Source organism: Streptomyces sp. NPDC054813, from assembly GCF_053611365.1.
In genome coordinates, this window is the sequence record NZ_JBSHAF010000014.1 from 12299 (window position 1) to 33514 (window position 21216).

The 21216-nt window shown below is 74.0% G+C and carries 18 protein-coding genes; 5 read left to right on the forward strand and 13 right to left on the reverse strand.

Annotated elements, in window-relative coordinates:
* Window positions 1-938 precede the first annotated feature (938 nt).
* Entirely contained in the window at window positions 939-3593 is a 2655-nt protein-coding gene (locus ACWGJB_RS27140) for a MinD/ParA family ATP-binding protein (RefSeq protein ID WP_453382866.1), read from the forward strand.
* Window positions 3594-3680: 87 nt separating this feature from the next.
* Here ACWGJB_RS27140 and ACWGJB_RS27145 read toward each other — a convergent pair whose 3' ends face one another.
* The 9 genes from ACWGJB_RS27145 to rimP all read right to left on the reverse strand — a co-directional run bounded on the left by ACWGJB_RS27145 (window position 3681) and on the right by rimP (window position 15725).
* On the reverse strand, window positions 3681-4631 hold the full coding sequence (locus ACWGJB_RS27145; protein WP_453382698.1) for a bifunctional riboflavin kinase/FAD synthetase: 951 nt from the start codon (window positions 4629-4631) through the stop codon (window positions 3681-3683).
* A gap of 120 nt (window positions 4632-4751) precedes the next feature.
* Complete coding sequence (locus tag ACWGJB_RS27150) at window positions 4752-8393, reverse strand: trypsin-like peptidase domain-containing protein (RefSeq protein ID WP_453382699.1); 3642 nt, start codon at window positions 8391-8393, stop codon at window positions 4752-4754.
* A 264-nt stretch (window positions 8394-8657) separates the two neighbouring features.
* Window positions 8658-9563, reverse strand: coding sequence for a tRNA pseudouridine(55) synthase TruB (gene truB, locus ACWGJB_RS27155; protein WP_453382700.1), 906 nt, complete (start codon window positions 9561-9563; stop codon window positions 8658-8660).
* Window positions 9560-10039 (reverse strand): 30S ribosome-binding factor RbfA, encoded by a 480-nt coding sequence (gene rbfA, locus ACWGJB_RS27160; RefSeq protein WP_453382701.1) that lies wholly within the window; start codon window positions 10037-10039, stop codon window positions 9560-9562. Before rbfA ends, truB begins: the two co-directional genes overlap by 4 nt.
* A 40-nt stretch (window positions 10040-10079) precedes the next feature.
* A complete protein-coding gene (locus tag ACWGJB_RS27165) occupies window positions 10080-10373 on the reverse strand; it encodes a DUF503 domain-containing protein (protein WP_365805416.1) in 294 nt (97 codons plus the stop codon).
* A 159-nt stretch (window positions 10374-10532) separates the two neighbouring features.
* Window positions 10533-13667, reverse strand: a complete 3135-nt coding sequence (gene infB / locus ACWGJB_RS27170; protein ID WP_453382702.1) for a translation initiation factor IF-2 — start codon at window positions 13665-13667, stop codon at window positions 10533-10535.
* A gap of 154 nt (window positions 13668-13821) precedes the next feature.
* Window positions 13822-14091, reverse strand: a complete 270-nt coding sequence (locus tag ACWGJB_RS27175) for a YlxR family protein (protein ID WP_362572456.1) — start codon at window positions 14089-14091, stop codon at window positions 13822-13824.
* Between the two features lie 135 nt (window positions 14092-14226).
* Window positions 14227-15213 carry a transcription termination factor NusA gene (gene nusA / locus ACWGJB_RS27180; protein WP_360497183.1) on the reverse strand — a complete coding sequence of 329 codons (987 nt, stop codon included), beginning with the start codon at window positions 15211-15213 and terminating at the stop codon, window positions 14227-14229.
* Window positions 15214-15215: 2 nt separating this feature from the next.
* A complete protein-coding gene (gene rimP / locus ACWGJB_RS27185; RefSeq protein ID WP_453382703.1) occupies window positions 15216-15725 on the reverse strand; it encodes a ribosome maturation factor RimP in 510 nt (169 codons plus the stop codon).
* Between the two features lie 216 nt (window positions 15726-15941).
* Between rimP and ACWGJB_RS27190 the strand changes: the two genes are divergently transcribed.
* From ACWGJB_RS27190 to ACWGJB_RS27200, 3 genes are read left to right on the forward strand one after another with little or no spacing between them, the layout of a single operon-like run.
* Window positions 15942-16469, forward strand: a complete 528-nt coding sequence (locus ACWGJB_RS27190) for a hypothetical protein (RefSeq protein ID WP_453382704.1) — start codon at window positions 15942-15944, stop codon at window positions 16467-16469.
* Window positions 16466-16954 carry a ferritin-like domain-containing protein gene (locus tag ACWGJB_RS27195; RefSeq protein WP_453382705.1) on the forward strand — a complete coding sequence of 163 codons (489 nt, stop codon included), beginning with the start codon at window positions 16466-16468 and terminating at the stop codon, window positions 16952-16954. The genes ACWGJB_RS27190 and ACWGJB_RS27195 overlap by 4 nt, the downstream gene beginning before the upstream one ends.
* A gap of 31 nt (window positions 16955-16985) precedes the next feature.
* Window positions 16986-17879: an aminoglycoside phosphotransferase family protein gene (locus ACWGJB_RS27200; protein ID WP_453382706.1), complete on the forward strand. Its 894-nt coding sequence runs from the start codon at window positions 16986-16988 to the stop codon at window positions 17877-17879.
* A gap of 85 nt (window positions 17880-17964) precedes the next feature.
* Here the strand turns inward: ACWGJB_RS27200 and ACWGJB_RS27205 are convergent, their stop codons facing one another.
* Genes ACWGJB_RS27205 through ACWGJB_RS27220 form a run of 4 tightly spaced genes read right to left on the reverse strand, consistent with a single transcriptional unit; the run spans window position 17965 to window position 20924 of the window.
* Entirely contained in the window at window positions 17965-18165 is a 201-nt protein-coding gene (locus ACWGJB_RS27205) for a ferredoxin (RefSeq protein ID WP_453382707.1), read from the reverse strand.
* 1 nt (window position 18166) lies between these two features.
* Window positions 18167-19384 carry an NADH-ubiquinone oxidoreductase-F iron-sulfur binding region domain-containing protein gene (locus ACWGJB_RS27210; RefSeq protein WP_453382708.1) on the reverse strand — a complete coding sequence of 406 codons (1218 nt, stop codon included), beginning with the start codon at window positions 19382-19384 and terminating at the stop codon, window positions 18167-18169.
* Window positions 19384-19959: a ferric reductase-like transmembrane domain-containing protein gene (locus ACWGJB_RS27215; RefSeq protein ID WP_453382709.1), complete on the reverse strand. Its 576-nt coding sequence runs from the start codon at window positions 19957-19959 to the stop codon at window positions 19384-19386. The genes ACWGJB_RS27210 and ACWGJB_RS27215 overlap by 1 nt, the downstream gene beginning before the upstream one ends.
* Window positions 19956-20924 carry an FAD:protein FMN transferase gene (locus ACWGJB_RS27220; RefSeq protein ID WP_453382710.1) on the reverse strand — a complete coding sequence of 323 codons (969 nt, stop codon included), beginning with the start codon at window positions 20922-20924 and terminating at the stop codon, window positions 19956-19958. Before ACWGJB_RS27220 ends, ACWGJB_RS27215 begins: the two co-directional genes overlap by 4 nt.
* Before the next feature lie 21 nt (window positions 20925-20945).
* Here ACWGJB_RS27220 and ACWGJB_RS27225 point away from each other — a divergent pair, with 21 nt between their 5' ends.
* Complete coding sequence (locus ACWGJB_RS27225; RefSeq protein WP_453382711.1) at window positions 20946-21179, forward strand: hypothetical protein; 234 nt, start codon at window positions 20946-20948, stop codon at window positions 21177-21179.
* Window positions 21180-21216 lie beyond the last annotated feature (37 nt).

Sequence of the window (21216 nt, forward strand, 5' to 3'; positions counted from 1 at the left end):
GCCACAACCTCCGCGACCCCGCCCCCCCCCCCGGGACCCCCCCCCCCGCGGGGGGGGCCCGGGGCGGGGCCGCGGCCCCCGGGCGCCCCCCCGGGCCGGGGTCCGGCGGCCGGCCCGGCGGGCCAGGGGCTCCGGGCTCCGCCTCCGGTACGACGCCAGCCGCGCAGCCCCGTTCGCCGTTCCCGCCGGGGGCGCCGATCCCCGGGCTGACTCCCCCGCCGCATGCCCAGCAGGGGGGCGGAACGCCGGGTCCCGGTGGTCCCTTCACTCCCGCGCCGACGTCGGCTCCGGGCGCGCCCTTCACCCCGCCGCCGACGGCAAACCCCGGGGCACCGTTCACCCCGCCGCCCGCCTCGACCCCGGGCGCACCCTTCACACCGCCGGCCACCGCCACGCCCGGTGCGCCGTTCACCCCGTCGCCCACAGCCACGCCGGGCGCGCCCTTCACGCCGCCGCCCGGTTCCGGGCCGGGTGCGCCGTCGGCGGCCGCGCCTGCCGCCGCGCCCGGGGCGCCGTTCACCCCGCCGCCCCCGTCAACGCCCGGAGCTCCGTTCACTCCCGCGCCCGCGTCAACTCCGGGAGCGCCTTTCGCCCCTCCGGCGGCGACACCCGGGGCTCCGTTCACGCCGGCGCCCACCTCGACTCCGGGCGCGCCGTTCACCCCGGCGCCTACCGCCACGCCGGGCGCGCCGTTCACTCCGGCGCGCACCACCACGCCGGGCGCGCCGTTCACTCCGCCTGCCCCGAGCGCAGACGCTGGGGCGCCGGCCGCTCCGCCGGCGCCGGTCGCCGCGCCGTTCACTCCTGCCGCACCGCCCGCGGACGGTGCGGCCGCCGTGCCGAAGCTGCCGGTCGGTTTCGAACCGCAGCGGCCCGCCGCCGAAGAACCGGCGCCGGAGCCCGAGCCGGACAACGGTGACCTGGAGAGCGGGGCGACGATGCGGTTCTCCGCCGGCGCGCTGAAGCGTGACATCGCCGAGGCCGCCGAGCAGGCGGCCGCGGCCAAGGACACGGCGGCCGAGCAGAGCCGCGCCGAGGACGAGGACGAGGTCGGAGCCGACGAGGAGGAGCAGTCGGCGGCCGACGTCATCGCGCTGCTGGTCAACTCCGGCGCCAAGGGCGCGGACGGCTCGCCGCACGTCGACAGCGACGAGACCGGCACCGAGGACGAGGCCCCCCTCGACGACGCGGGCTCCAGCGGTAGCACCGAGACCGGCGAACCCGCCCAGGAACCCGCCCCGGTGGACGACACCGAGACGGACGAGCACCAGGACGCGGTCGCGGACACCGACGACACCGACGAGTACGACGGTGCCGAAGGCGAGGCGCACTCCGCGTCCGACGATGCCGCCGACGCCGTAGCCCCCGAGGGCACCGCCGAGCCCGAGGACGTACCCCCCACGCCGCAGGACGCCGTAGCCGTCGCGCCCGCGCCCCAGAACGCCATAACCGCCGCGCCCGCGCCCCAGGACGCCGTAACCGCCGCGCCCGAGTCGCACGACGCGCCCCCGGCTCCCGAGGCCGCCGCACCGCCCGCCGCCTGGACTCCGCCGCCTACACCGCCGACGCCGCCGGCCGTGGTGCCGCCGCTGCCGCCGTCCTACCAGCCCGCGGCCCCCGCACCGGCCGCCCACTGGCCGGCCCAGTCGGCACCGTCGGAGCCGGCGCCCGGTCAGCCGCAGCCCCCGCAGGTACCCGCGCAGGGTCCCGCGGGCGTGCCCGGGCAACAGCCGGCGTTCCAGCCGCCGCAGGCACCGCAGCCCGCGCCCGCCGCCTGGAACCAGCCCCCGGCCCAGCAGCCGGGCGCCCCCGTGCCGCCGCAGGCGCCGACCGGTTACGGCTTCCCGCAGCCCGCCGCCCAGCCCCCCGTTCCCCCGGCCGAACAGCAGCGGCAGCCCGACGCACCGGGCGGCTACGGCTACCCCGGCGCTCCCGTGCCCCAGGCGCCCGCGCCGGCCGGTTACGGCTTCCCGCAGCCGGCCGCGCAGCCCCCGGCCCCCCCGGCCCCGCCCGGCGCTTACGGCTTCCCGCAGCCCGGCCCGCAGCCGCAGGCCCCCCAGGACCCGCGCGCCGCCCAGCCCGCCCAGCCGCCCGCTCCGGCCCCGTACCCGGAGCAGCCGGACCCGCAGGCGCCGCAGGCCCCCCAGGCCCCGGTCGACCCGCGGGTCGGTGCCGCCTGGCCGCAGCCCATGCAGCACGACCAGCGGCAGATGACCAACCCCGGTGCGGCACCGCTGGGTTACACCGCGGCCGTGGAGCTGTCCTCCGACCGGCTGCTCAACAACAAGAAGCAGAAGGCGAAGAGCGGCCGGCCCGGTGCCGCACCCTCGCGGTTCAAGCTCGGCGGCAAGAAGGAAGAGGCCGAGCGGCAGCGGAAGCTGGACCTGATCCGGACGCCGGTGCTGTCCTGCTACCGGATAGCGGTGATCAGCCTCAAGGGCGGGGTCGGCAAGACCACCACGACCACCGCGCTCGGCTCCACCCTGGCCACCGAGCGCCAGGACAAGATCCTCGCCATCGACGCCAACCCGGACGCCGGCACACTCGGCCGCCGGGTGCGCCGCGAGACCGGGGCCACCATTCGTGACCTGGTCCAGGCGATCCCGCACCTCAATTCCTACATGGACATCCGGCGGTTCACGTCCCAGGCGTCGTCCGGTCTGGAGATCATCGCCAACGACGTCGACCCGGCCGTCTCGACCACGTTCAACGACGAGGACTACCGGCGCGCGATCGACGTGCTGGGCAAGCAGTACCCGATCATCCTCACCGACTCGGGTACCGGTCTGCTCTACAGCGCCATGCGCGGTGTGCTGGACCTCGCGGACCAGCTGATCATCATCTCGACGCCTTCGGTGGACGGTGCGAGCAGCGCCAGTACGACCCTGGACTGGCTGTCCGCACACGGGTACGCCGACCTGGTGTCGAGGTCGATCACGGTGATCTCCGGAGTCCGCGAGACCGGCAAGATGATCAAGGTCGAGGACATCGTGCACCACTTCGAGACGCGCTGCCGGGGGGTCGTGGTCGTGCCCTTCGACGAGCACCTGTCCGCCGGCGCCGAGGTCGACCTCGACATGATGCGGCCGAAGGTGCGCGAGGCGTACTTCAACCTCGCGGCGATGGTCGCGGAGGACTTCGTACGCCACCAGCAGATGCACGGCCTGTGGACCAGCGACGGCAACCCGCCGCCGGTCGCCGCCCCGCCGCTGCCGGGCCACCCGCTGCCGGGCCAGCCGCTGCCCGGCCAGCAGTACGCCCCGCCGCCGGTTCCGGGACAGCAGCCGCCGTACGCGCCGGGACAGCCGTACCCGCAGCAGCCGTATCCGCAGCAGCCGGGACAGCCTCCGCAGCAGGAGCTCTACGGCCGGCCCCAGCCCGGCGCCCAGCCCTATCCGCAGCAGCCGGGCCAGCCGTATCCCCCGCAGGCGGGCCAGCCGTATCCCCCGCAGGCGCAGCAGCAGCCGAAGCCCGGCTACGGCTATCCGCAGCCCGGTGCCCAGCCCCCCGCCGCTCCCCCGGCCCCGCCCGGCGGCTACGGCTTCCCGCAGCAGGGCCAGCCCCAGGAGCCGCCGCAGCCTCCGCAGCAGTAGCAGAAACGCCGAAGGGCGGCCGGTGCCTCACCGCACCGGCCGCCCTTCGGCGTGTGTAGGGATGAACCCTCTGACCGAACCCTCTGGTCAGGCCTCCTCGGCCGCCACCAGCTCACGGCACCTTTTGACGTCCTCGGCCATCTGCTCCAGCAGCGCGTCGAGCGAGTCGAACTTGGCCTGGCCGCGGACGAAGGCCAGGAAGTCGACGGCGACGTGCAGCCCGTACAGGTCGAGGCCGACGCGGTCGATGGCGTACGCCTCCACCGTGCGCTCGGTGCCGTCGAACTGCGGGTTGGTGCCGACGGAGATCGCGGCCGGCATCACCTCGCCCTGGGCGTGCAGATAGCCGGCGTAGACACCGTCGGCCGGGATCGCGGTGTGCGGGAGCGTCTCGACGTTGGCCGTCGGGAAGCCCAGCTCACGGCCGCGCTGGGCGCCGCGCACGACCACGCCCTCCACCCGGTGCGGGCGGCCCAGGATCTCGCGGGCACCCGCCATGTCACCCTCGGCGACCAGGCGCCGGGTCAGGGTCGAGGAGAACGGCTCGCCGCCGCCCGCCTCGCCACGCACGTACAGGTCGACGACCTCGACCTCGAAGTCGTAGACCTTGCCCTGCTCGGTGAGGAACTCGACGTTGCCCGCGGCCTTGTGGCCGAAGCGGAAGTTGGGGCCCTCGACGACGGCCTTGGCGTGCAGCTTGTCCACCAGCACCTTGACCACGAACTCGGCCGGCGACAGCCGCGAGAACTCGGTGGTGAAGGGCAGGATGAGCACCGCGTCCACGCCCAGCTCCGCCATCAGCTCGGCGCGGGTGTGGTGCGGGGCGAGCAGCGGCGGGTGGCTGCCGGGGCGGACGACCTCGCTGGGGTGCGGGTCGAAGGTGACGACGACCGCCGGAATGCCCAGCTCACGGGCGCGGTCCACGGCATGCCGGATGATCAGCTGGTGACCGCGGTGCACCCCGTCATAAGAACCGATGGTGACGACGCTGCGCCCCCAGTCCTCGGGGATGTCCTCCAAGCCACGCCAGCGCTGCACTGTGACCGCTCCTCGAACCTGTGTCCGTTGTCCGTCTTACGCAGGTCTAAGGGTGCCATGTTTGCCGGACCCGTCTCACACCGGCACGGTCGCTGTGACCTGGCGCACGCCTCCGGCGCCTCACGCGGGCACCCGGACACCGGCCAGGTTCCCCAGCATCCGCCGTGTGCTGGGCCCCACCACGGCGGCCCATTCCTCCGGGGTGTCGGTGAGCCAGCGGGCCATCAGGGCGGCGAATCCGGGCACGTGCCGGCCCAGGTCGACCAGTCCGCGGTCGAACCGGGTCGCCCCGTCCGGGGTGCGGACCAGCAGCAGACCGGTGCGCCTGACCAGCTCACGCATCTGCTCGCCGTCGTCCTCGCGCTGTACGGCGGCCGCGTGCAGGAGCGCGTCGAGGACGCCCGGGTCCCGTTCGTGAGCGAGCAGGAACTCCAGCAGCTCCCGGCGCAGTGGGCGCGAGACGGGGGTGCCGGCCGCGCCCAGGACGGTCGCCAGGGCAGCCCGGACCGGCTCGGGGCCGTCCTCGAGCAGTCCGGTGACCAGCGGCAGCAGTACGGCGCGGGCTCCGGCGCCCTGGTCGAGGCGGCGCTCGACGAACCCGGCCACCTGCCCGGCGGTCTCCGGGCGTAGCCCGACGGCCTCGAGGACCAGCTCGGTGACCCGGTGGGCGAGGGCCGGTGTGGTGACGTCGGCGAGGGCGCGCAGCACCTGTCCGGCGCCTGGCCCGCGCAGCCGGGTGCGGAAGGCCTCCAGGACGTCGTCGGGGTGGGTGGCCAGGGCGGGGACCAGGGCGCTCGGCGCGAGCTGCGGGTCGCCGGTGGCGAAGTGCCCCAACGCCTGCGGGAGATGGCGGGCCCGGGTGCGCGGGTCCTGGACCAGCAGGGCGAGGGCGCCCCCGTGCAGGGTGCAGTCGGCGGGGCGCGCGAGCAGGGCGAGCGCGGCGTAGCGGAGCAGTTCACGGTCGGGTTCGCTGCGGACGTGCGGGGCGGCGCGCAGCCCGTGGGCCACGGCGGCCACCCGGCGGGCCGGGCGCTCGTCGTGCGCCCAGCGGTCGACGGCCCGGCACACCGCGGACGGCTCGTCCTCGGCGAGCACGGCGAGCAGTTCGTCGCCCCGTCGGTGCGCGGCGTCGACCAGCACCTCGGTCAGGTCGTCCAGCGCCCGGTGCCGGTGGGTGTGCAGCAACGCCTGCGCCGCGGTCGCCACGGTGGCGTGCGGCATCGCGGGCAACGGCCGCTCGTCGTCGAACCACCGGGTGAGATACGGCTGTACGGCGGTGGGGTCGGCGGCGAGCAGCCGGGCGACGGCGTCCAGGTAGCGCGGGGCCGTGCCCTCGGGGGCCTCAACCGTCGGCCGGGCCCCGAACCGGCCGAGGCCCGCGGTCTCCGGGAGCGGCTCGTCGGCGCGCACCAGCCTCCGCAGCAGGTCGAAGCGTTCGGTGTCGGGCAGGGTGAGCGCGGTCCAGAAGTCCGGCCCGAACTCGGTGGGCGCGGTGCGCTGCCGGCCCACGACCCGGTCGGCGAGCAGCCGTAGCACCCCGGTGTAGGGCGTGGCGTCGGGCAGCCGCAGCAGGGTCTGGGCGAGCAGTCGGGCGGCCCACCAGGAGCCGGGGTCGAGGTCGAGGGCGTGTGCCAGGTCGTTGAGTCGCGGGGCGAGTTGGGCCGGCCCGTACTGGCGGTCGAGGAGCAGCAGCGCCTGGACGACCGGTCCGACCCGGTGGTGCGGGACGGGCAGCGGGTGGGCGCTCTCGGGGGTCCGGGGGCGGTGGACGAGGGCGTGCAGGGCCTCGTCCAGGTCCAGGTGCATGCCCTGGATCCAGTCGGCGAGTTCCTCGTGGGCGAAGCGGTAGCCGCCGCCCGCCGGCACCAGCAGGCCCTCGGTGAGCACGGCGGAGGCCCAGCCGGAGCCGCCGCCGAGGTGGGCGGGGACGGGCCCCCAGGGGAACACCGCCTCGAACGACTCCCGGTCCAGCTCGCCCTGGCCGGGCCCGAGGCTGCGCCGGGCGGCCTCGTGCACCTGGCCGGAGACGCGGGCGGCGAGCCGTCGTACGGCCGTACCGCGCAGGCCGTTCTCGGCGGCCAGCCGGACCGCGATGCGCAGGCACAGCAGGTCGAGGTAGGCGGCGAAGACGTCGTGCCGGTCGATCGGGCCGGCGGCGGGGGCGTCCGGGAGGGCGGCGCGGACCTCGGAGAGCAGGCGCAGGGCGAGGGGGTGACGGGCGTCGCGGTCGGTGAGGGCGCCGTCGGGCACGCCGTAGCGGGAGCGGGCGCGGCAGGCCTCGTCGGGGGTGAGGTCGCTCAGCCGGACGCAGGAGGGGGTACCGGTGCCCCGGTGCAGCAGGTCGGGCGGGAACTCGGCACCGGCCCGCTCCCAGTACTCCTCGCGGCAGGCGACGAGGAGCCGGGCGCCGGTGTCGCGCAGCCATGCGGCGGTGCCCGCGGTCCAGGTGGAGAGCCGGTGGGCCAGGACCGGTGGCATCTCCTCCGGGCCGTCCAGCAGGAGGAGGAGCGGGTGTCCGGCCCGGGTGGCGAGCCGGGCCAGCCGCTCCACGGTGAGTTCGCCCAGGTCGCCCGGGAGTTGGGAGCGGGAGGCGGCGACGATCCGGACCGCGCGCTCCAGGGCGCGGCGGGCCGCGTCGGTGACGGAGTCGTCGGCGTCCTTGAGGTCGGCGCCGCGGAGCCAGAGGGTGGGGGCGGGGTGCGGTCCGCGGTGGCGGCGGGCGGCGAGGGCGGCGAGTTCGGTGGTACGGCCGGTGCCGGGGTCTCCGACGAGTGCCAGGACGGTCCCGTTGGCCTTGTCGGCTCCGGTGTCTTCGGCGAAGGCCGACAGCTCCTTTGCGGTTGCCGCTCGCTCGACGGGCTGAACGGGGTCCGTGTGTTCGCCGGCGAGTGCCATGAAAGGTGGTGGAACGTCTGCGGGTGCGTGGGGGCTGGTCGCGCAGTTCCCCGCGCCCCTTTCGGGCGCTCCAGTGCGGGGCGTTTTGCGGCCGATGTAGCCGGCCAGGGCGCCCGGGGGGCCGTCCTGGTCCACCGATGTGGCTGTCAGTTCCAGGATGCCTGCGAGGTTGAGGTCGGTGCCGTAGGCGGGGACCGTCGCGGCGTTGCGGGTGAGGAGGTCGGCCAGGGGGGTGCTGTCGGGGTGGTGGAGCGAGACGGCGAAGCCCACGTCCCGCTGGCCGGACTGGAGGGCGGTGCCCAGCACGCCGAGGACCGCGCCGGTCTCCGCGTCGAGGACCGGGCCGCCGGCCGCCCCGCCGCCGAGGCGCAGCGCGTCCCGGCCGGCCGTGCCCATCGCCAACTCCAGGGCGTCGTGCAGGAGATGGAAGCGGTCGGTGGCGGTGTACGTCACCTGGGTCGCGGCCAGTACCCGGGCCTCGCGCCAGCGGTCGGCGGCGATCCGTACGTAGGTTCCGACCGGGATCCGCTCCCGTACCGTGATCGGCAGCGGGTCCACGCACAGGCCCTCGGTGTGGATCAGGGCCAGGTCGTGGGCGGGCAGCGGGGTGACCGCGTCCGAGTCGACCACGCAGGTGCGGTCCCCGGCCGCGTGCAGCACGATCCGGGCCAGCCCGTCGACGGCCTCGTGGCTGGTGACCAGGGTGCCGTGGTGGTCGGCGAGGAAGCCGGTGCCACGCGGGCGCCCGGCGAGGTCGCGGACCCGGACCAGCCGGTCGTCGAGCACCGGCCAGGTGTCCTGCCGTGCCTCCCGCGTACCGTCCGCCGTGCGGCGGCCGCTCCCGGTCCGCGGGCCCCGTCCCGCCATGATCGAACCTCCCCGCCCGTCCATCCGTGCCCTTGGGCCCTTGGGCCCTTGGGCTCGACGGTAGGCGCGAAATGATCAGCGGGACAGAGCGGGTGGCGAACGCGCCCCCCTCCGCTCCCCCGGTTCACTCCGAGCGCCTGCTCGGTCGGGTGAATAGCCCGGGACAGGTGGATACACCCTAGGGGTGGGGGAACCGAGGGGGGACCGTGGAGCGGCGGCGGCGCCAGACCCCGTGGTCGCCGCTCCACGGGCACACCGGACGGTTCAGCGGAACACGGCGAGGCTCTTGGCCTTGCCCTTCTGCTCCTCGACGAGCACGAGGAAGCGCCCCTCGGGGTCGAACACGGCGACGGGACCGACGCCGGCGTACTGCTCGGGCATGTCGATCCGCACCCCGTTGGTGAGCAGACCGGCCCGTCTGGCGTCGACGTCCCAGCGCGGGAACGCAGCCGCGGCCGCCTCGGCGACCGGCATCACGGTCAGCTCCTGCTGGAGCTGGTCGAGGGTGCGCGCGGAGTCCAGCTTGTACGGTCCGACGCGCGTCCGGCGCAGCGCCGTGAGGTGGCCGCCGACGCCCAGGTCGGCGCCCAGGTCGCGGGCGAGGGCACGGATGTAGGTGCCGGAGGAGCAGACCACCGAGACGACCAGGTCGAGCACGGGGGTGCCGTCCTCGGCGACGGCGTCCCGGACGTCGTAGACCGTGAACGACGAGACGGTCACCGGCCGGGCCGGGATCTCGAAGTCCTCGCCCTCCCGGGCGCGCTTGTACGACCGGACACCGTCGATCTTGATGGCGCTGACCTTGGACGGCACCTGCATGATGCGGCCGGTCAGCTTGGCGATGCCGGTGTCGACGGCCTCGCGGGTGACCCCGGAGGCGTCGGCGGACGAGGTGATCTCGCCCTCGGCGTCGTCGGTGAGGGTGTTCTGTCCGAGGCGGACGGTCCCCAGGTACTCCTTCTCGGTGAGGGCGAGATGCCCGAGGAGCTTGGTCGCCCGCTCGATGCCGAGGACGAGGACGCCGGTGGCCATCGGGTCGAGGGTGCCGGCGTGCCCGACGCGCCGGGTGCGGGCGATGCCCCGCATCTTGGCGACGACGTCGTGCGAGGTGAAGCCCGACGGCTTGTCGACGATGACAAGGCCGTCGGGCGGGGTGGGCTTGCTGGTCATTCGGTGGCGTCGTCCGTCTCGTCGGCGTCGGCAGCGATGTCCGCCTCGTCGTCGGAACCCGGCTTCTTGTACGGGTCCGCTTCACCGGCGAAGGCAGCGCCCGCGGAGACCTCGCGGACCTTCGCGTCCGAGGCCCGTGCCTTGTCGAGCAGGTCCTCGATGGTCTTCGCAGTGTCCGGAAGGGCGTCCGCGACGAAGGTCAGGGTCGGCGTGAACTTCACCCCGGCCGCCGCGCCGACCGCCGAGCGGAGCACGCCCTTGGCGCTCTCCAGGCCCGTTGCGGCCGCGGCCCGCTCCTCGTCGTCTCCGTACACCGTGTAGAAGACGGTCGCCTCCCTGAGGTCACCCGTGACCCGGGTGTCCGTGATGGTGACGTGGGTGCCGAGCCGCGGGTCCTTGATCCCGCGCTGCAGCTTCTGGGCCACCACCTCTCGGATGAGGTCCGCCAGCCTCTTGGCGCGCGCGTTGTCGGCCACTGGTCCGTCTCCCGTTCTTTCTTCTGTGTCGTTCTCAGGTCTAGTCGTCGTCGCCGTGGAAGCGCCGTCGGACGGACAGCAGCTCCACCTCGGGGCGGGCGGCGACCAGCCGTTCGCACCGGTCGAGCACGTCGGTCAGGTGCACGGCGTCGCCGGAGACCATGGCAAGGCCGATGCCGGCCCTGCGGTGAAGGTCCAGGTGGTCCACCTCGGCCGCGCTCACAGCGAACTTCCGCTGGAGTTCGGCGACGATCGGGCGGACGACGGAGCGCTTCTCCTTCAGCGAATGGATGTCGCCGAGGAGGAGGTCGAAGGACAGAGTCCCCACGTACATGTATGTATCCGGTTCACCCGCCGGTACGGGATCGATGGCCCTGTCAGGAACGGTACCCCGTCCCCGGCGCGGGCTCGACCGACTTTCCCGGCCGCACGCGGCCGGGAAAAGCGCTGGCCGACGGAACCGAAGTCCCGTCGGCCAGCACCAACCGTCGGGTTACACCCGCGGCTTCTCGCGCATCTCGTACGTCGCGATGACGTCGTCGATCTTGATGTCGTTGAAGTTTCCGAGGTTGATACCGCCCTCGAAGCCTTCCCGAATCTCGGTGACGTCGTCCTTGAAGCGGCGCAGACCGTCGATGTTGAGGTTCTCCGCGATGACCTTGCCGTCGCGGACCAGGCGCGCCTTGGTGTTGCGCTTGACCTCGCCGGAGCGGATGAGAACACCCGCGATGTTGCCCAGCTTGGACGACTTGAAGACCTCGCGGATCTCCGCCGTACCGAGCTCGACCTCTTCGTACTCCGGCTTGAGCATGCCCTTGAGGGCCGCCTCGATCTCCTCGATCGCCTGGTAGATGACCGAGTAGTACCGGACGTCCACACCCTCGCGCTCGGCCATCTGCGCCGCACGGCCTGCCGCGCGGACGTTGAAGCCGATCACAATGGCGTCCGAGCCCATCGCCAGGTCGATGTCCGACTCCGTGACCGCACCGACGCCGCGGTGCAGGACGCGGATGTCGACCTCTTCGCCGACGTCCAGCTGGAGCAGGGACGACTCGAGCGCCTCGACGGAACCAGAAGCGTCACCCTTGATGATGAGGTTGAGCTGCTGGACCTCGCCGGCCTTGAGCACCTTGTCCAGGTCCTCGAGGGAGACACGGCGCGTGCGCTTGGCGAAGGCCGCGTTGCGCTCACGGGCGGCACGCTTCTCGGCGATCTGACGGGCCGTACGGTCCTCGTCGACCACCAGGAAGTTGTCGCCGGCACCCGGGACGTTGGTCAGACCCAGGACCTGGACCGGCGTCGCGGGTCCGGCCTCGGCGACGTTGTTGCCGTTGTCGTCGAGCATGGCGCGGACGCGACCGTAGGCGTCGCCCACGACCATCGTGTCGCCGACCCGCAGGGTGCCTCGCTGGACGAGGACCGTCGCCACGGCACCACGGCCGCGGTCGAGGCGGGACTCGATCGAGATGCCCTGCGCGTCCTGGTTCGGGTTGGCCCGCAGGTCGAGCGAGGCGTCGGCCGTCAGGATCACGGCCTCCAGCAGGGAGTCGATGTGCAGACCCTGCTTGGCGGAGATGTCGACGAACATCGTGTCGCCGCCGTACTCCTCGGCCACCAGCCCGTACTCGGTGAGCTGACCGCGCACCTTGGTCGGGTCGGCGCCCTCGACGTCGATCTTGTTGACCGCGACGACGATCGGGACGTCGGCCGCCTTGGCGTGGTTGAGCGCCTCGACCGTCTGCGGCATGACGCCGTCGTTGGCCGCGACGACCAGGATCGCGATGTCGGTCGACTTCGCACCACGGGCACGCATGGCGGTGAACGCCTCGTGACCCGGGGTGTCGATGAAGGTGATCTTGCGCTCTTCGTCGTTGACCTCGGTGGAGACCTGGTAGGCACCGATGTGCTGGGTGATGCCGCCGGCCTCGCCCGCGATGACGTTCGTCTTGCGGATGGCGTCGAGGAGTCGGGTCTTACCGTGGTCGACGTGGCCCATGACGGTGACGACCGGCGGACGGACCACCAGGTCGTCCTCGTCGCCCTCGTCCTCGCCGAACTCGATGTCGAAGGACTCGAGCAGCTCGCGGTCCTCCTCCTCGGGGCTGACGATCTGGACCGTGTAGTTCATCTCGCCGGCGAGGACCTCGAGGGTCGCGTCGGAGACGGACTGCGTGGCCGTGACCATCTCGCCGAGGTTCATCATGACCGCGACGAGGGACGCCGGGTTGGCGTTGATCTTCTCCGCGAAGTCGGTGAGCGACGCGCCGCGGGAGAGACGGATGGTCTCGCCGTTGCCGCGCGGCAGCATCACGCCGCCGACGCTCGGGGCCTGCATGGCCTCGTACTCCTGGCGCCGCTGCCGCTTCGACTTGCGACCACGACGCGCCGGACCGCCGGGACGGCCGAAGGCGCCCTGCGTGCCACCACGGCCGCCGGGACCGCCCGGACGCCCGCCGAAGCCGGGACGACCGCCGCCGCCACCGCCGCCGGGGCCGCCGCCGAAGCCGCCGCCACCGGGGCCACCGCCACCGGGACGACCGGCGAAGCCGCCGCCACCGCCCGGACGGGCGCCGCCACCGCCGCCGCCGGGACGACCGGCGAAGCCGCCGCCGCCACCGGGACGACCGGCGCCGCCGCCGGGACGACCCGCACCGGCGGGACCGCGACCGCCGCCACCGGGGCCGGGACGCGGGCCGGCAGCGGGACGCTGCGGCATCATGCCGGGGTTCGGACGCGGACCCGCGGAGCCGCCGCCGGGACGCGGACCGCCCTGCGGACGGGGCATGCCGGACGGGCTCGGACGGGAACCGCCGGGAGCCTGGGGACGCGGACCGCCGCCCTGGGCGCCGGACGCCTGGGGACGGGGAGCACCGCCGGGACCGCCGGGGCCGGGACGCGCGCCGCCCTGCGGGCGCGGGGCCTGCGGGCGGGCCATGCCGGTGGAGCCACCGGAGGTGAAGGGGTTGTTGCCCGGACGCGGACCGGCCGGACGGGCACCGCCCGGACGGGGGGCGCGCTCACCGGGGCGCTGCCCGCCCTGACCCGGACGGGCCTGGCCCTGCCCCTGACCGGGGGCGGGACGACCGCCGGGGCGCGGGGCGCCCTGACCCGGACGGGGAGCGCCACCGGGACGCTGGCCCTGTGCGGCGGCCGGGCTCTGTGCCGGGGCGGCCGGAGGGGCCGGCGGGGCGGTGAACTCGGGCGCGGCCGGGGCCGGACGCGGAGCGGGCTTCGGGCCCGGACGCGGGCCGGAGGCGGCCGGCGCGGGGGTGACCGGAGCCGGAGCCGCCGGAGCCGAGGGCTCGGCCGGAGCCGAGGCCGCGGGGGCAGGCGCCACAGGGGCCGGCGGCTGTGGGGCGGCCGGACGCGGAGCGCCCGGCTTGGGGGCACCACCCGGGCGTGCCGCCTGCGCCGGAGAGGGCGCGGCGGGCCTGGGGGCAGCCTTGCGCGGGGCGGACTTGCCGTTGCCACCGCCCTGGAAGGCGTCTGTCAGCTTGCGTACAACGGGCGCCTCGATCGTCGAGGACGCCGAACGGACGAATTCACCGAGTTCCTGGAGCTTGGCCATGACGACCTTGCTCTCAACCCCGAACTCCTTGGCGAGTTCGTATACCCGGACCTTAGCCACTTCGCTCCTTTTAGGTCCGGGTGTGTCCGGACCGTCGCTACTTCATGGGCGTACTCATCGCGTGCTCATCGAGTGCTCATCGCAATCTCGACCTACTTCCAACTCGCGGGGTACCAGAGCCGCACGGACGTTCCGTACGACGCTTCTTACGGTGTTACTGCTCGACGTAGGGGCGCAACGCCTTTACGTCCAGCGGACCCGGGACGCGGAGCGCCCGTGGGAGTGCCCGGCGGCGCACCGCCTGGTCCAGACAGACCTGGGCGGGGTGTACATATGCACCCCGGCCGGGCAGCGTACCGCGAGGATCGGGGACACATTCGTCCTCGACCGCCACGATCCGCAGCAGTTCGGTCTTGGCCGCTCGCTGCCTGCACCCCACACAGGTGCGCTCAGGGCATGCGCGGGCACGCGTCCGGCCAGACACCGCTAAGTCTACCTCCCCGCACCGACCTCACCCCATCGGGGCAAAGATCGAACGGCCGTTGTCGTAATCCAAGCGACCTGCGGCTTGGAACTATTCCCCCCGTCCGAGTGAACCCCCGACGAGGGAAAGAGTGATTTATTCGGACACCTGTTCGGTATCCGGCCGGATGTCGATCCGCCAGCCGGTGAGCCGGGCGGCGAGACGGGCGTTCTGTCCCTCTTTGCCGATCGCCAGTGACAGCTGGTAGTCAGGCACGGTCACCCGGGCGGACCGGGCCGCCAGGTCCACGACCTCCACCTTGGAGACCCGGGCCGGCGACAGCGCGTTCGCCACCATCTCGGCCGGGTCGTCCGACCAGTCGACGATGTCGATCTTCTCGCCGTTCAGCTCGCCCATGACATTGCGGACCCGGCCGCCCATGGGGCCGATGCAGGCGCCCTTGGCGTTCAGGCCCGAACGGGTGGAGCGGACCGCGATCTTCGTGCGGTGACCGGCCTCGCGGGCGATGGCGGCGATCTCGACGGACCCGTCGGCGATCTCCGGCACCTCGAGCGCGAAGAGCTTCTTCACCAGTGCCGGGTGGGTGCGGGACAGCGTGACGGAGGGGCCGCGGACGCCCTTGGCCACCCGGACGACGTACGAGCGCAGCCGCATGCCGTGCGGATAGGTCTCGCCGGGTACCTGCTCCTGCACCGGCAGGATGGCCTCCAGCTTGCCGATGTCGACGAGCACGTTCTTCGGGTCGCGGCCCTGCTGGACCACGCCGGTGACGATGTCGCCCTCACGGCCGGCGTACTCGCCGAGCGTGGCGTCGTCCTCCGCGTCCCGGAGCCGCTGCAGGATGACCTGCTTGGCGGTGGTGGCGGCGATCCGCCCGAAGTCCGACGGGGTGTCGTCGAACTCGCGGGGTGCCTGCCCCTCCTCCAGGTCCTCGGGGTCCTCCTTCGCCCACACGGTCACATGCCCGGTCTCCCGGTTGAGCTCCACGCGCGCGTGGCGGCGGCTTCCCTCGGTGCGGTGGTAGGCGATGAGGAGGGCCGACTCGATCGCTTCGACCAGCAGGTCGAAGGAGATCTCCTTCTCCCGAACCAAGCCCCGCAGGGCACTCATGTCGATGTCCACGGCTACGCCTCCTCTTCTTCCGTCATGTCCTTCTTGTCCTTGCGGTTGAACTCGACCTGCACACGCGCCTTGTCGATCCCGGCGAAGCCGAGTCTGCGGCTGGTGGGCTTGCGGCCCTTGACGCCGGGCACTTCGAGATCGAGGCCCTCGTCGTCGACGTCCAGGATTCTCGCGACCAGTTCCCCGCCCTCGGCCAGCTGGAACCTCACCAGGCGGTCCACGGCACGCACGTAGTGCCGGTGCTCGGTGAGGGGGCGCTCCGCGCCCGGGGTGCCGACCTCGAGGGTGTACTCGCCCTCGCCCATCGCGTCGCTCTCGTCGAGCTTCGCCGAGAGCTCACGGCTCACATCGGCGATCTGGTCCAAATCGGCCCCGGTGTCGGAGTCGACGACCACGCGCAGCACCCTCTTGCGTCCGACGGAGTCCACGGCGATCTCTTCGAGATCCAGGCCCTGAGAGGTGACGAGCGGTTCCAGGAGCTCTCGCAGCCTCTCGCTCTGGGTCGTGCTCATCCGGGTGACTCCTCGGCCGCGTGTGCTGTTGTGGGTTGGGTCGCGTGTCTGGTCAAAGGGTATCCGGTCGTGAGGAGTGTTGCCGTCCACCCGGGTACGGACGGTGCCGATGAGTGGCTTCGGACAGGTGCGCGGGTACGGTGATCACGGGCGGGTCCGTCCCGTGTCCCATTCCTTTCGCGTTTCTTCGTATCCAGCTCCCCGAGGACGTCTGCCGTGCCGTTCCCCCCGCCGCCGCGTACCCCCTGGGGAGTACGCAGAAGGAGCCTGATCGTCTCGGCGGCCTCGGCCGCCATGTTGGCGGGCTGCTCCGCCGACCCCGACTCCGCCGGCCGCGGCGGCAGCACGTCGGTCACCGCGCGGGCACGCGCGCGTGCGGCCAGGGACAGCCAGGCGCTGCTCCGGCAGTACGACGCCGTCCTCGCCGCCCACCCCGGACTCGCAGAGCGGCTGCGGCCGCTGCGGGCCCAGGTGGCGGCCCATGCGGCGGCCTTCACGGAGGGCGCATCCAAGGGCGATACGGCGACGGGCTCACCGTCGGCCACGGCGTCCGCGTCGGCCGCCCCGGAGGTTCCGGCCGACGAGAGGTCCGCGCTCGCGGCGTTGGCCGCCGCCGAGCGCAGCCTCGCCGACCGGCGGGCCAGGGAACTCCTGGACGTGCCCGGTGAACTGGCGCGGCTGCTGGCCGGGGTGGCGGCGTCCGGGTCCGCGCACGCCTACCTGCTGACGGAGGGTGAGAAGTGAGCGACGAGGCCGAGGCCGGGGCGCTGAAGGCGCTCCAGGCGGCACTGGCGGCCGAGCACGCGGCGGTCTACGGGTACGGCGTCGTCGGCGGCCGGATCGGCACACGGCGGCTGGCCGAGGCCCGCTCGGCCTACGACGCGCACCGGGCCCGCCGGGACGCGCTCGCCCGCGAGGTGCGGGACCTGGGCGCCGCGCCCGTCGCCGCGAGCGCGGCCTACGCGCTGCCGTTCGCCGTCACCGACACGGTGACGGCCGTACGGCTCGCCGCCGAGTTGGAGGAGCGGGTGGCCGACGTGTACTCCGACCTGGTCCGGGCCTCCTCCGGCGCGCGGCGCGGGTCGGCGGCCGGGGCGCTGCGCGAGGCCGCGGTGCGGGCGGTGCGGTGGAGCGGGCAGAGCGTAGCCTTCCCTGGGCTCACCGAGCGGGACGCGCCGCTGGGCCGGGCCGGCGGTTCGGCCTCGCCTTCGGCCACGTCAACTCCGTAGAGCACCAGAGCAGGAAAGGAACGACTCGCGTATGGCCTTCGAACCGCCGCGGCGCCTGGTGAGGGCGCTCGGTGAGACGGCGCCGGACGGTGACGAGTGGCTGGAGAAGCTGCCGGGTGCGGTGGAGCGGGCCGTAGCACTACGCGAGTTGACCGTGGAGCGGGTACAGGTACCCGGCGGCCGCAGCAGCGTCGTCCTGCTGGTGCGGCGGGCGGACGGCACACCGGCGGTGCTGAAGCTGGCGCCGCGGCGGGCCCGGCCGGAGAGCGAGGCCGCGGCGCTGGCGCACTGGGGCGGGCTGGGTGCCGTACGGCTGCTGGACGCGGACGGGGCCGACGGGGTGCTGCTGCTGGAGCGGCTGCATCCGGAGGTCTCGGTGCGGTCGCTGCCCGAGGCGAAGGCGTTGCTGGAGGCGGCGGGGACGTTGCGGCGGCTGTGGGTGGAGCCGCCGGACGGGCCCGTCTTCGAGACGGTGGCGGAGCGGACCGGGCGGCAGGCCACGGCGATGCGGGCGACAGCCGACCTTGAGGTGACCCCGCTGGTCGACGCGGCGCTCGCGGCCCGGGACGAGTTGCTGGCCGCGCCTCCTGAGCGGCGGTTGCTGCATGGAACGTTCCGGCAGAGCAAGGTGCTGGCCGGGGAGCGGCTGCCGTGGCTGGCCGTGGGGCCGGATCCGGTGGTCGGGGAGTGCGCGTTCGATCTGGCGCGGCTAGTGCGGGACCGGGTGGAGGATCTGATCGCCTCGTCGTCGGGGCCGACGATCACGCGGCGGCGGATCAAGCGGCTCGCGGAGTCGCTCGAGGTGGATCAGGAGCGGTTGCGGGGGTGGACGTTGTTCCGGGCGGTGGAGTCGGGCGTGCGGGCGCGTCGCGTGGGACGGCCGAGGGATGCGGAGCTGTTGCTCGAGTTCGCGGGGTGGCTCTGACGGGGTCGGGTGCGGGTGAGCGGGGGCTGGTCGTGCCGCGCGGCGGAGCCGCATGTCGATACAGCCCCGCACCCCTGAGGGGCGCTCAGCCAGACCTCAGTTTCAAAGCCAGGACTGGGCAGTCTGCCGCTGCTCTGCGGGCTCGTTTGCGGGTGCGGGGTGGGATGGGGCGGCCATCGACCAACGGGTAGCCCCACTCGTCCAGGGTGATGTGTTCCGGGAGCAGCTCTGCGCAGAGGCCGTGGCCCTGGCAGGACGTCCAGTCGACGGCTATGTGCTGGTCCATGTCAGGTCCGCTCCGTGGGGACGGGCAGCAGGGGCGTGGGGTCGGTCGCGGTGCACACCCCGTGGGCGTGCGCGTCCAGTTCGGTCGCGAACGTGGTCAGCGCGCTGCGGACCAGGCGGACCGTGCCGTCCGGGTGGTGGCAGGCGCCTCGGCCCTCCACCAGGCCCGCCCAGCGGGAGATGTCGGCGCGGGTGGTGCCCTGGGGGCCGGGCACGGCCAGGGTGTGGAAGGCGGCGGCGATGCGCGGGAGGCCGTTCAGGCAGGGGCCGCACTGGCCCGCCGACTCCAGGGCCAGATGGCGCAGGACGCGGGCGGTCTCGGCCGGCCCGCAGCGGCCGACGGGGAGAGCGGCCAGCACTCCTGCACCCAAGTAGGCCGAGGAAAGGGGGACTTGAGCCGCCTCGGCCGCCGGGATCCAGGTGCCGTGGTAGCCGCCGACCAGGACCGCGGACGCTCCTTCCAGCGGGAGCAGGCGGCCGATCCGCATGCCGAAGGGGGCTTCCACCACCCGGACTTCGCGGCCCGGCACATGCAGGGTGCACAGGGTGCTGCCGGGTTCGGCGGGGGTGCCTGCCGTGCGGAACCAGTCCGCGCCGTACCGGGCGATCAGCGCCAGGTGGGCCAGGGTCTCGACGTTCTGGACCAGGGTGGGGGCGCGGCGCACCCCGCGTTCGCGGACCGGTGGGGTCGGATGGGCGGGCCGGGCCGGGCCCCCGGAGAGGTACCGCACCAGGGCCGAGGCCTGGCCGGAGAGGAAGCGGGCGGGCAGCCGTACGACCGTCACGCGCACCGGATCGTGGCGCCGGGCGAGGGCCGACTCCAGGTAGGAGGCGCCGTCCTCCACGGCGAGGTAGGCCTCCCGCGCGCCGGTCGCCTCGGCCGCCAGCTGCAGTCCGTCCAGGACGAGGTGGGGTGAGAGCCGCAGGAGCGTCTTGTCCTTGTGGGCGGCCGGTTCGCTCTCCGCGCCGTTCGCCACGACGACTGGGGCGCGTTCGGTACGCCGGGCCGCGTCGGCGACCGCGACGAACTTCCGGTACGCCGGGAAGCCCGCCCCGCCACGGCCGGTGAGGCCGGACTCGGCGAGGGTGCGCAGGACGGCGGCCGGGTCGCCGTGGGAGAGCGGGCCGTAGCGCCGCTGGTGCGTGGTGAGGTCGGCCGGGGTGCCACCGGGGGCCAGCAGCCGGGGCGGCATGTGGACGTCGGTGCAGAGCGTGGTCATCAGTGGGCCCCTTCGGTGTGCAGAAGTGCGGCGGGGGTCCGGCGGGAGGCTCGGACGGCCTGGGCGGTACGCAGGGCGAAGGCGGCGATCACGGTCGCCGTACAGGCCACGGTCAGCCAGGTCGTCCAGTCGGCGCCGGTGTCCGTGCCGATGCCGATGCCGTGGATCAGGGCGACCGGCCAGGAGGCGTACGCCAGCCGGTGCACGGCCCGCCAGGTGCGGTGGCCGAGGCGGTCCCGGAGGAGGCTGGTGACCAGGACCGCGAGCATCAGGTCGAAGGCGACCGTGCCGAGGCCGAGCCAGGGCGGCCGGTAGTCGGAGGCGAAGGGGACGAGGGCGTCGAGGGGGCTGATGCCGACGTAGCCGTCGACCACCGCCGTGGTGATGTGCAGGGCCAGGAAGGCGGTGGCGGAGAGGGACAGGCTGCGGTGGAGGGCGAGGGTGCCGAAGCGGGGCAGGCCGGGGAGGCGGGTGCGCAGCCGGACGGCGATGCCGAGCAGGACGACGACCGTGAAGAGGACCAGGCAGACGGCGCCGGTGGCGCGGTTGGCGTACCAGAGTGTCTCGGAGGTCATGCGGCCGCCTCCAAGGCCGGGGCGGAGGTGGGCCAGCCCGGTGTGGTGACGACCGTGCCGTCGTGGGTGACCAGGCGGGCGGGCAGGCCGAGGCGGGTCAGCCAGCGTTCCGCGCCCGCGCCCTTGACCAGGGCCGCCGTCGTCGCCGCGTTGGCGTCGGCGCAGCTGGCCGCGGCCACCGAGACCGTGCGCCACGGGGAGCGGACCGGCAGTCCGGTGCGCGGGTCGACGATGTGGTGGAGGTCGTAGCCGCCGCGCTGCCAGCGGCGGGCGCCGGTGCCGGAGGTGGCGAGGCCTCCGGAGCGCAGGCCGACGGTGTCGTACGACCCCTGCGCGGGCCGTTCGCCGACCGGGCCGGTGATGTCCTGGACGCGGATCTGCCAGCCGCCCGCCGGGAGTTCACCGGCGACGGCCATGTCGCCGCCGAGGCTCACCAGTACTCCGCAGCCGGCCGTGCCGGCGAGCATCCGCGCGGCCCGGTCGGCCGCCCAGGCCTTGGCGGTGGCGCCCAGGTCGAGGCGGACGCCCGCGGGGACGGTGACCGTTCCGGTCGCCCGGTCGAAGGTGATCTTGCGCCAGCCGGGGGCGCGACGCACCCGCAGGGAGACCGGGCGGTCGTCCTCGCGGACGAGGGTGAAGTCACGGTCGTAGCCGATCGCGTCCATCGCCGAGCCGACCGTGGGGTCCACCGCGCCTTCGGTCGCCTCGGCCGCGCGCAGAGCGACGGCGAGTGCCTCGGCGAGCAGCGGGCTGACCCGGACCGGGCGGCCCCCGGCGGTGTCGAGAGCGGCCAGTTCGGAGTCGGCGCGGAACCGGCTGCAGGCCGCGTCGACCTCGGCGAGCTGCCGGGCGAGGAGCAGGTTGCAGGAGTCCAGCAGGGCCGGGTCGGTGACGACCAGGCGGACGGTGGTGCCGAGGGCGCGCCAGTCGGCGGCGGCCTTCGTACCCGGGACGAGGGCGGTCATGACGCCCCCGAGGTGGAGTCGGTGGAACTCGATCCGCTGCCGGAGGTGAGGCCGCCGGAGGAGGACTGGAGGTCCGAGGAGGAGCTTGAGGAGTCCGAGGAGGAACTTGAGTCGCTCGAAGTGCTGGAAGAGGAACTGTCCTTGCCGGAACTTGAGTTGGAGCTGGAACCGGAGCTGGAATCGGAGCTGGAGCTGGAGCTGGAGCTCGATGTCTGGGTGCCGGTGCCGCTGCCCGCCGTCGTGTCGGCGTCCTGAAACGTGCCGACCAGGGCGAACACCCCGGCCGCCGCGG

What these genes read in the sequence shown, in the direction of transcription:
- ACWGJB_RS27215 (WP_453382709.1), bottom strand. Translation starts at nt 19,959, where the DNA reads ATGACCTCCGAGACACTCTGGTACGCCAACCGCGCCACCGGCGCCGTC.
- ACWGJB_RS27165 (WP_365805416.1), bottom strand. Translation starts at nt 10,373, where the DNA reads ATGTACGTGGGGACTCTGTCCTTCGACCTCCTCCTCGGCGACATCCAT.
- ACWGJB_RS27220 (WP_453382710.1), bottom strand. Translation starts at nt 20,924, where the DNA reads ATGACCGCCCTCGTCCCGGGTACGAAGGCCGCCGCCGACTGGCGCGCC.
- ACWGJB_RS27200 (WP_453382706.1), top strand. Translation starts at nt 16,986, where the DNA reads ATGGCCTTCGAACCGCCGCGGCGCCTGGTGAGGGCGCTCGGTGAGACG.
- ACWGJB_RS27205 (WP_453382707.1), bottom strand. Translation starts at nt 18,165, where the DNA reads ATGGACCAGCACATAGCCGTCGACTGGACGTCCTGCCAGGGCCACGGC.
- rimP (WP_453382703.1), bottom strand. Translation starts at nt 15,725, where the DNA reads ATGAGCACGACCCAGAGCGAGAGGCTGCGAGAGCTCCTGGAACCGCTC.
- truB (WP_453382700.1), bottom strand. Translation starts at nt 9,563, where the DNA reads ATGACCAGCAAGCCCACCCCGCCCGACGGCCTTGTCATCGTCGACAAG.
- ACWGJB_RS27150 (WP_453382699.1), bottom strand. Translation starts at nt 8,393, where the DNA reads ATGGCGGGACGGGGCCCGCGGACCGGGAGCGGCCGCCGCACGGCGGAC.
- ACWGJB_RS27210 (WP_453382708.1), bottom strand. Translation starts at nt 19,384, where the DNA reads ATGACCACGCTCTGCACCGACGTCCACATGCCGCCCCGGCTGCTGGCC.
- ACWGJB_RS27140 (WP_453382866.1), top strand. Translation starts at nt 939, where the DNA reads ATGCGGTTCTCCGCCGGCGCGCTGAAGCGTGACATCGCCGAGGCCGCC.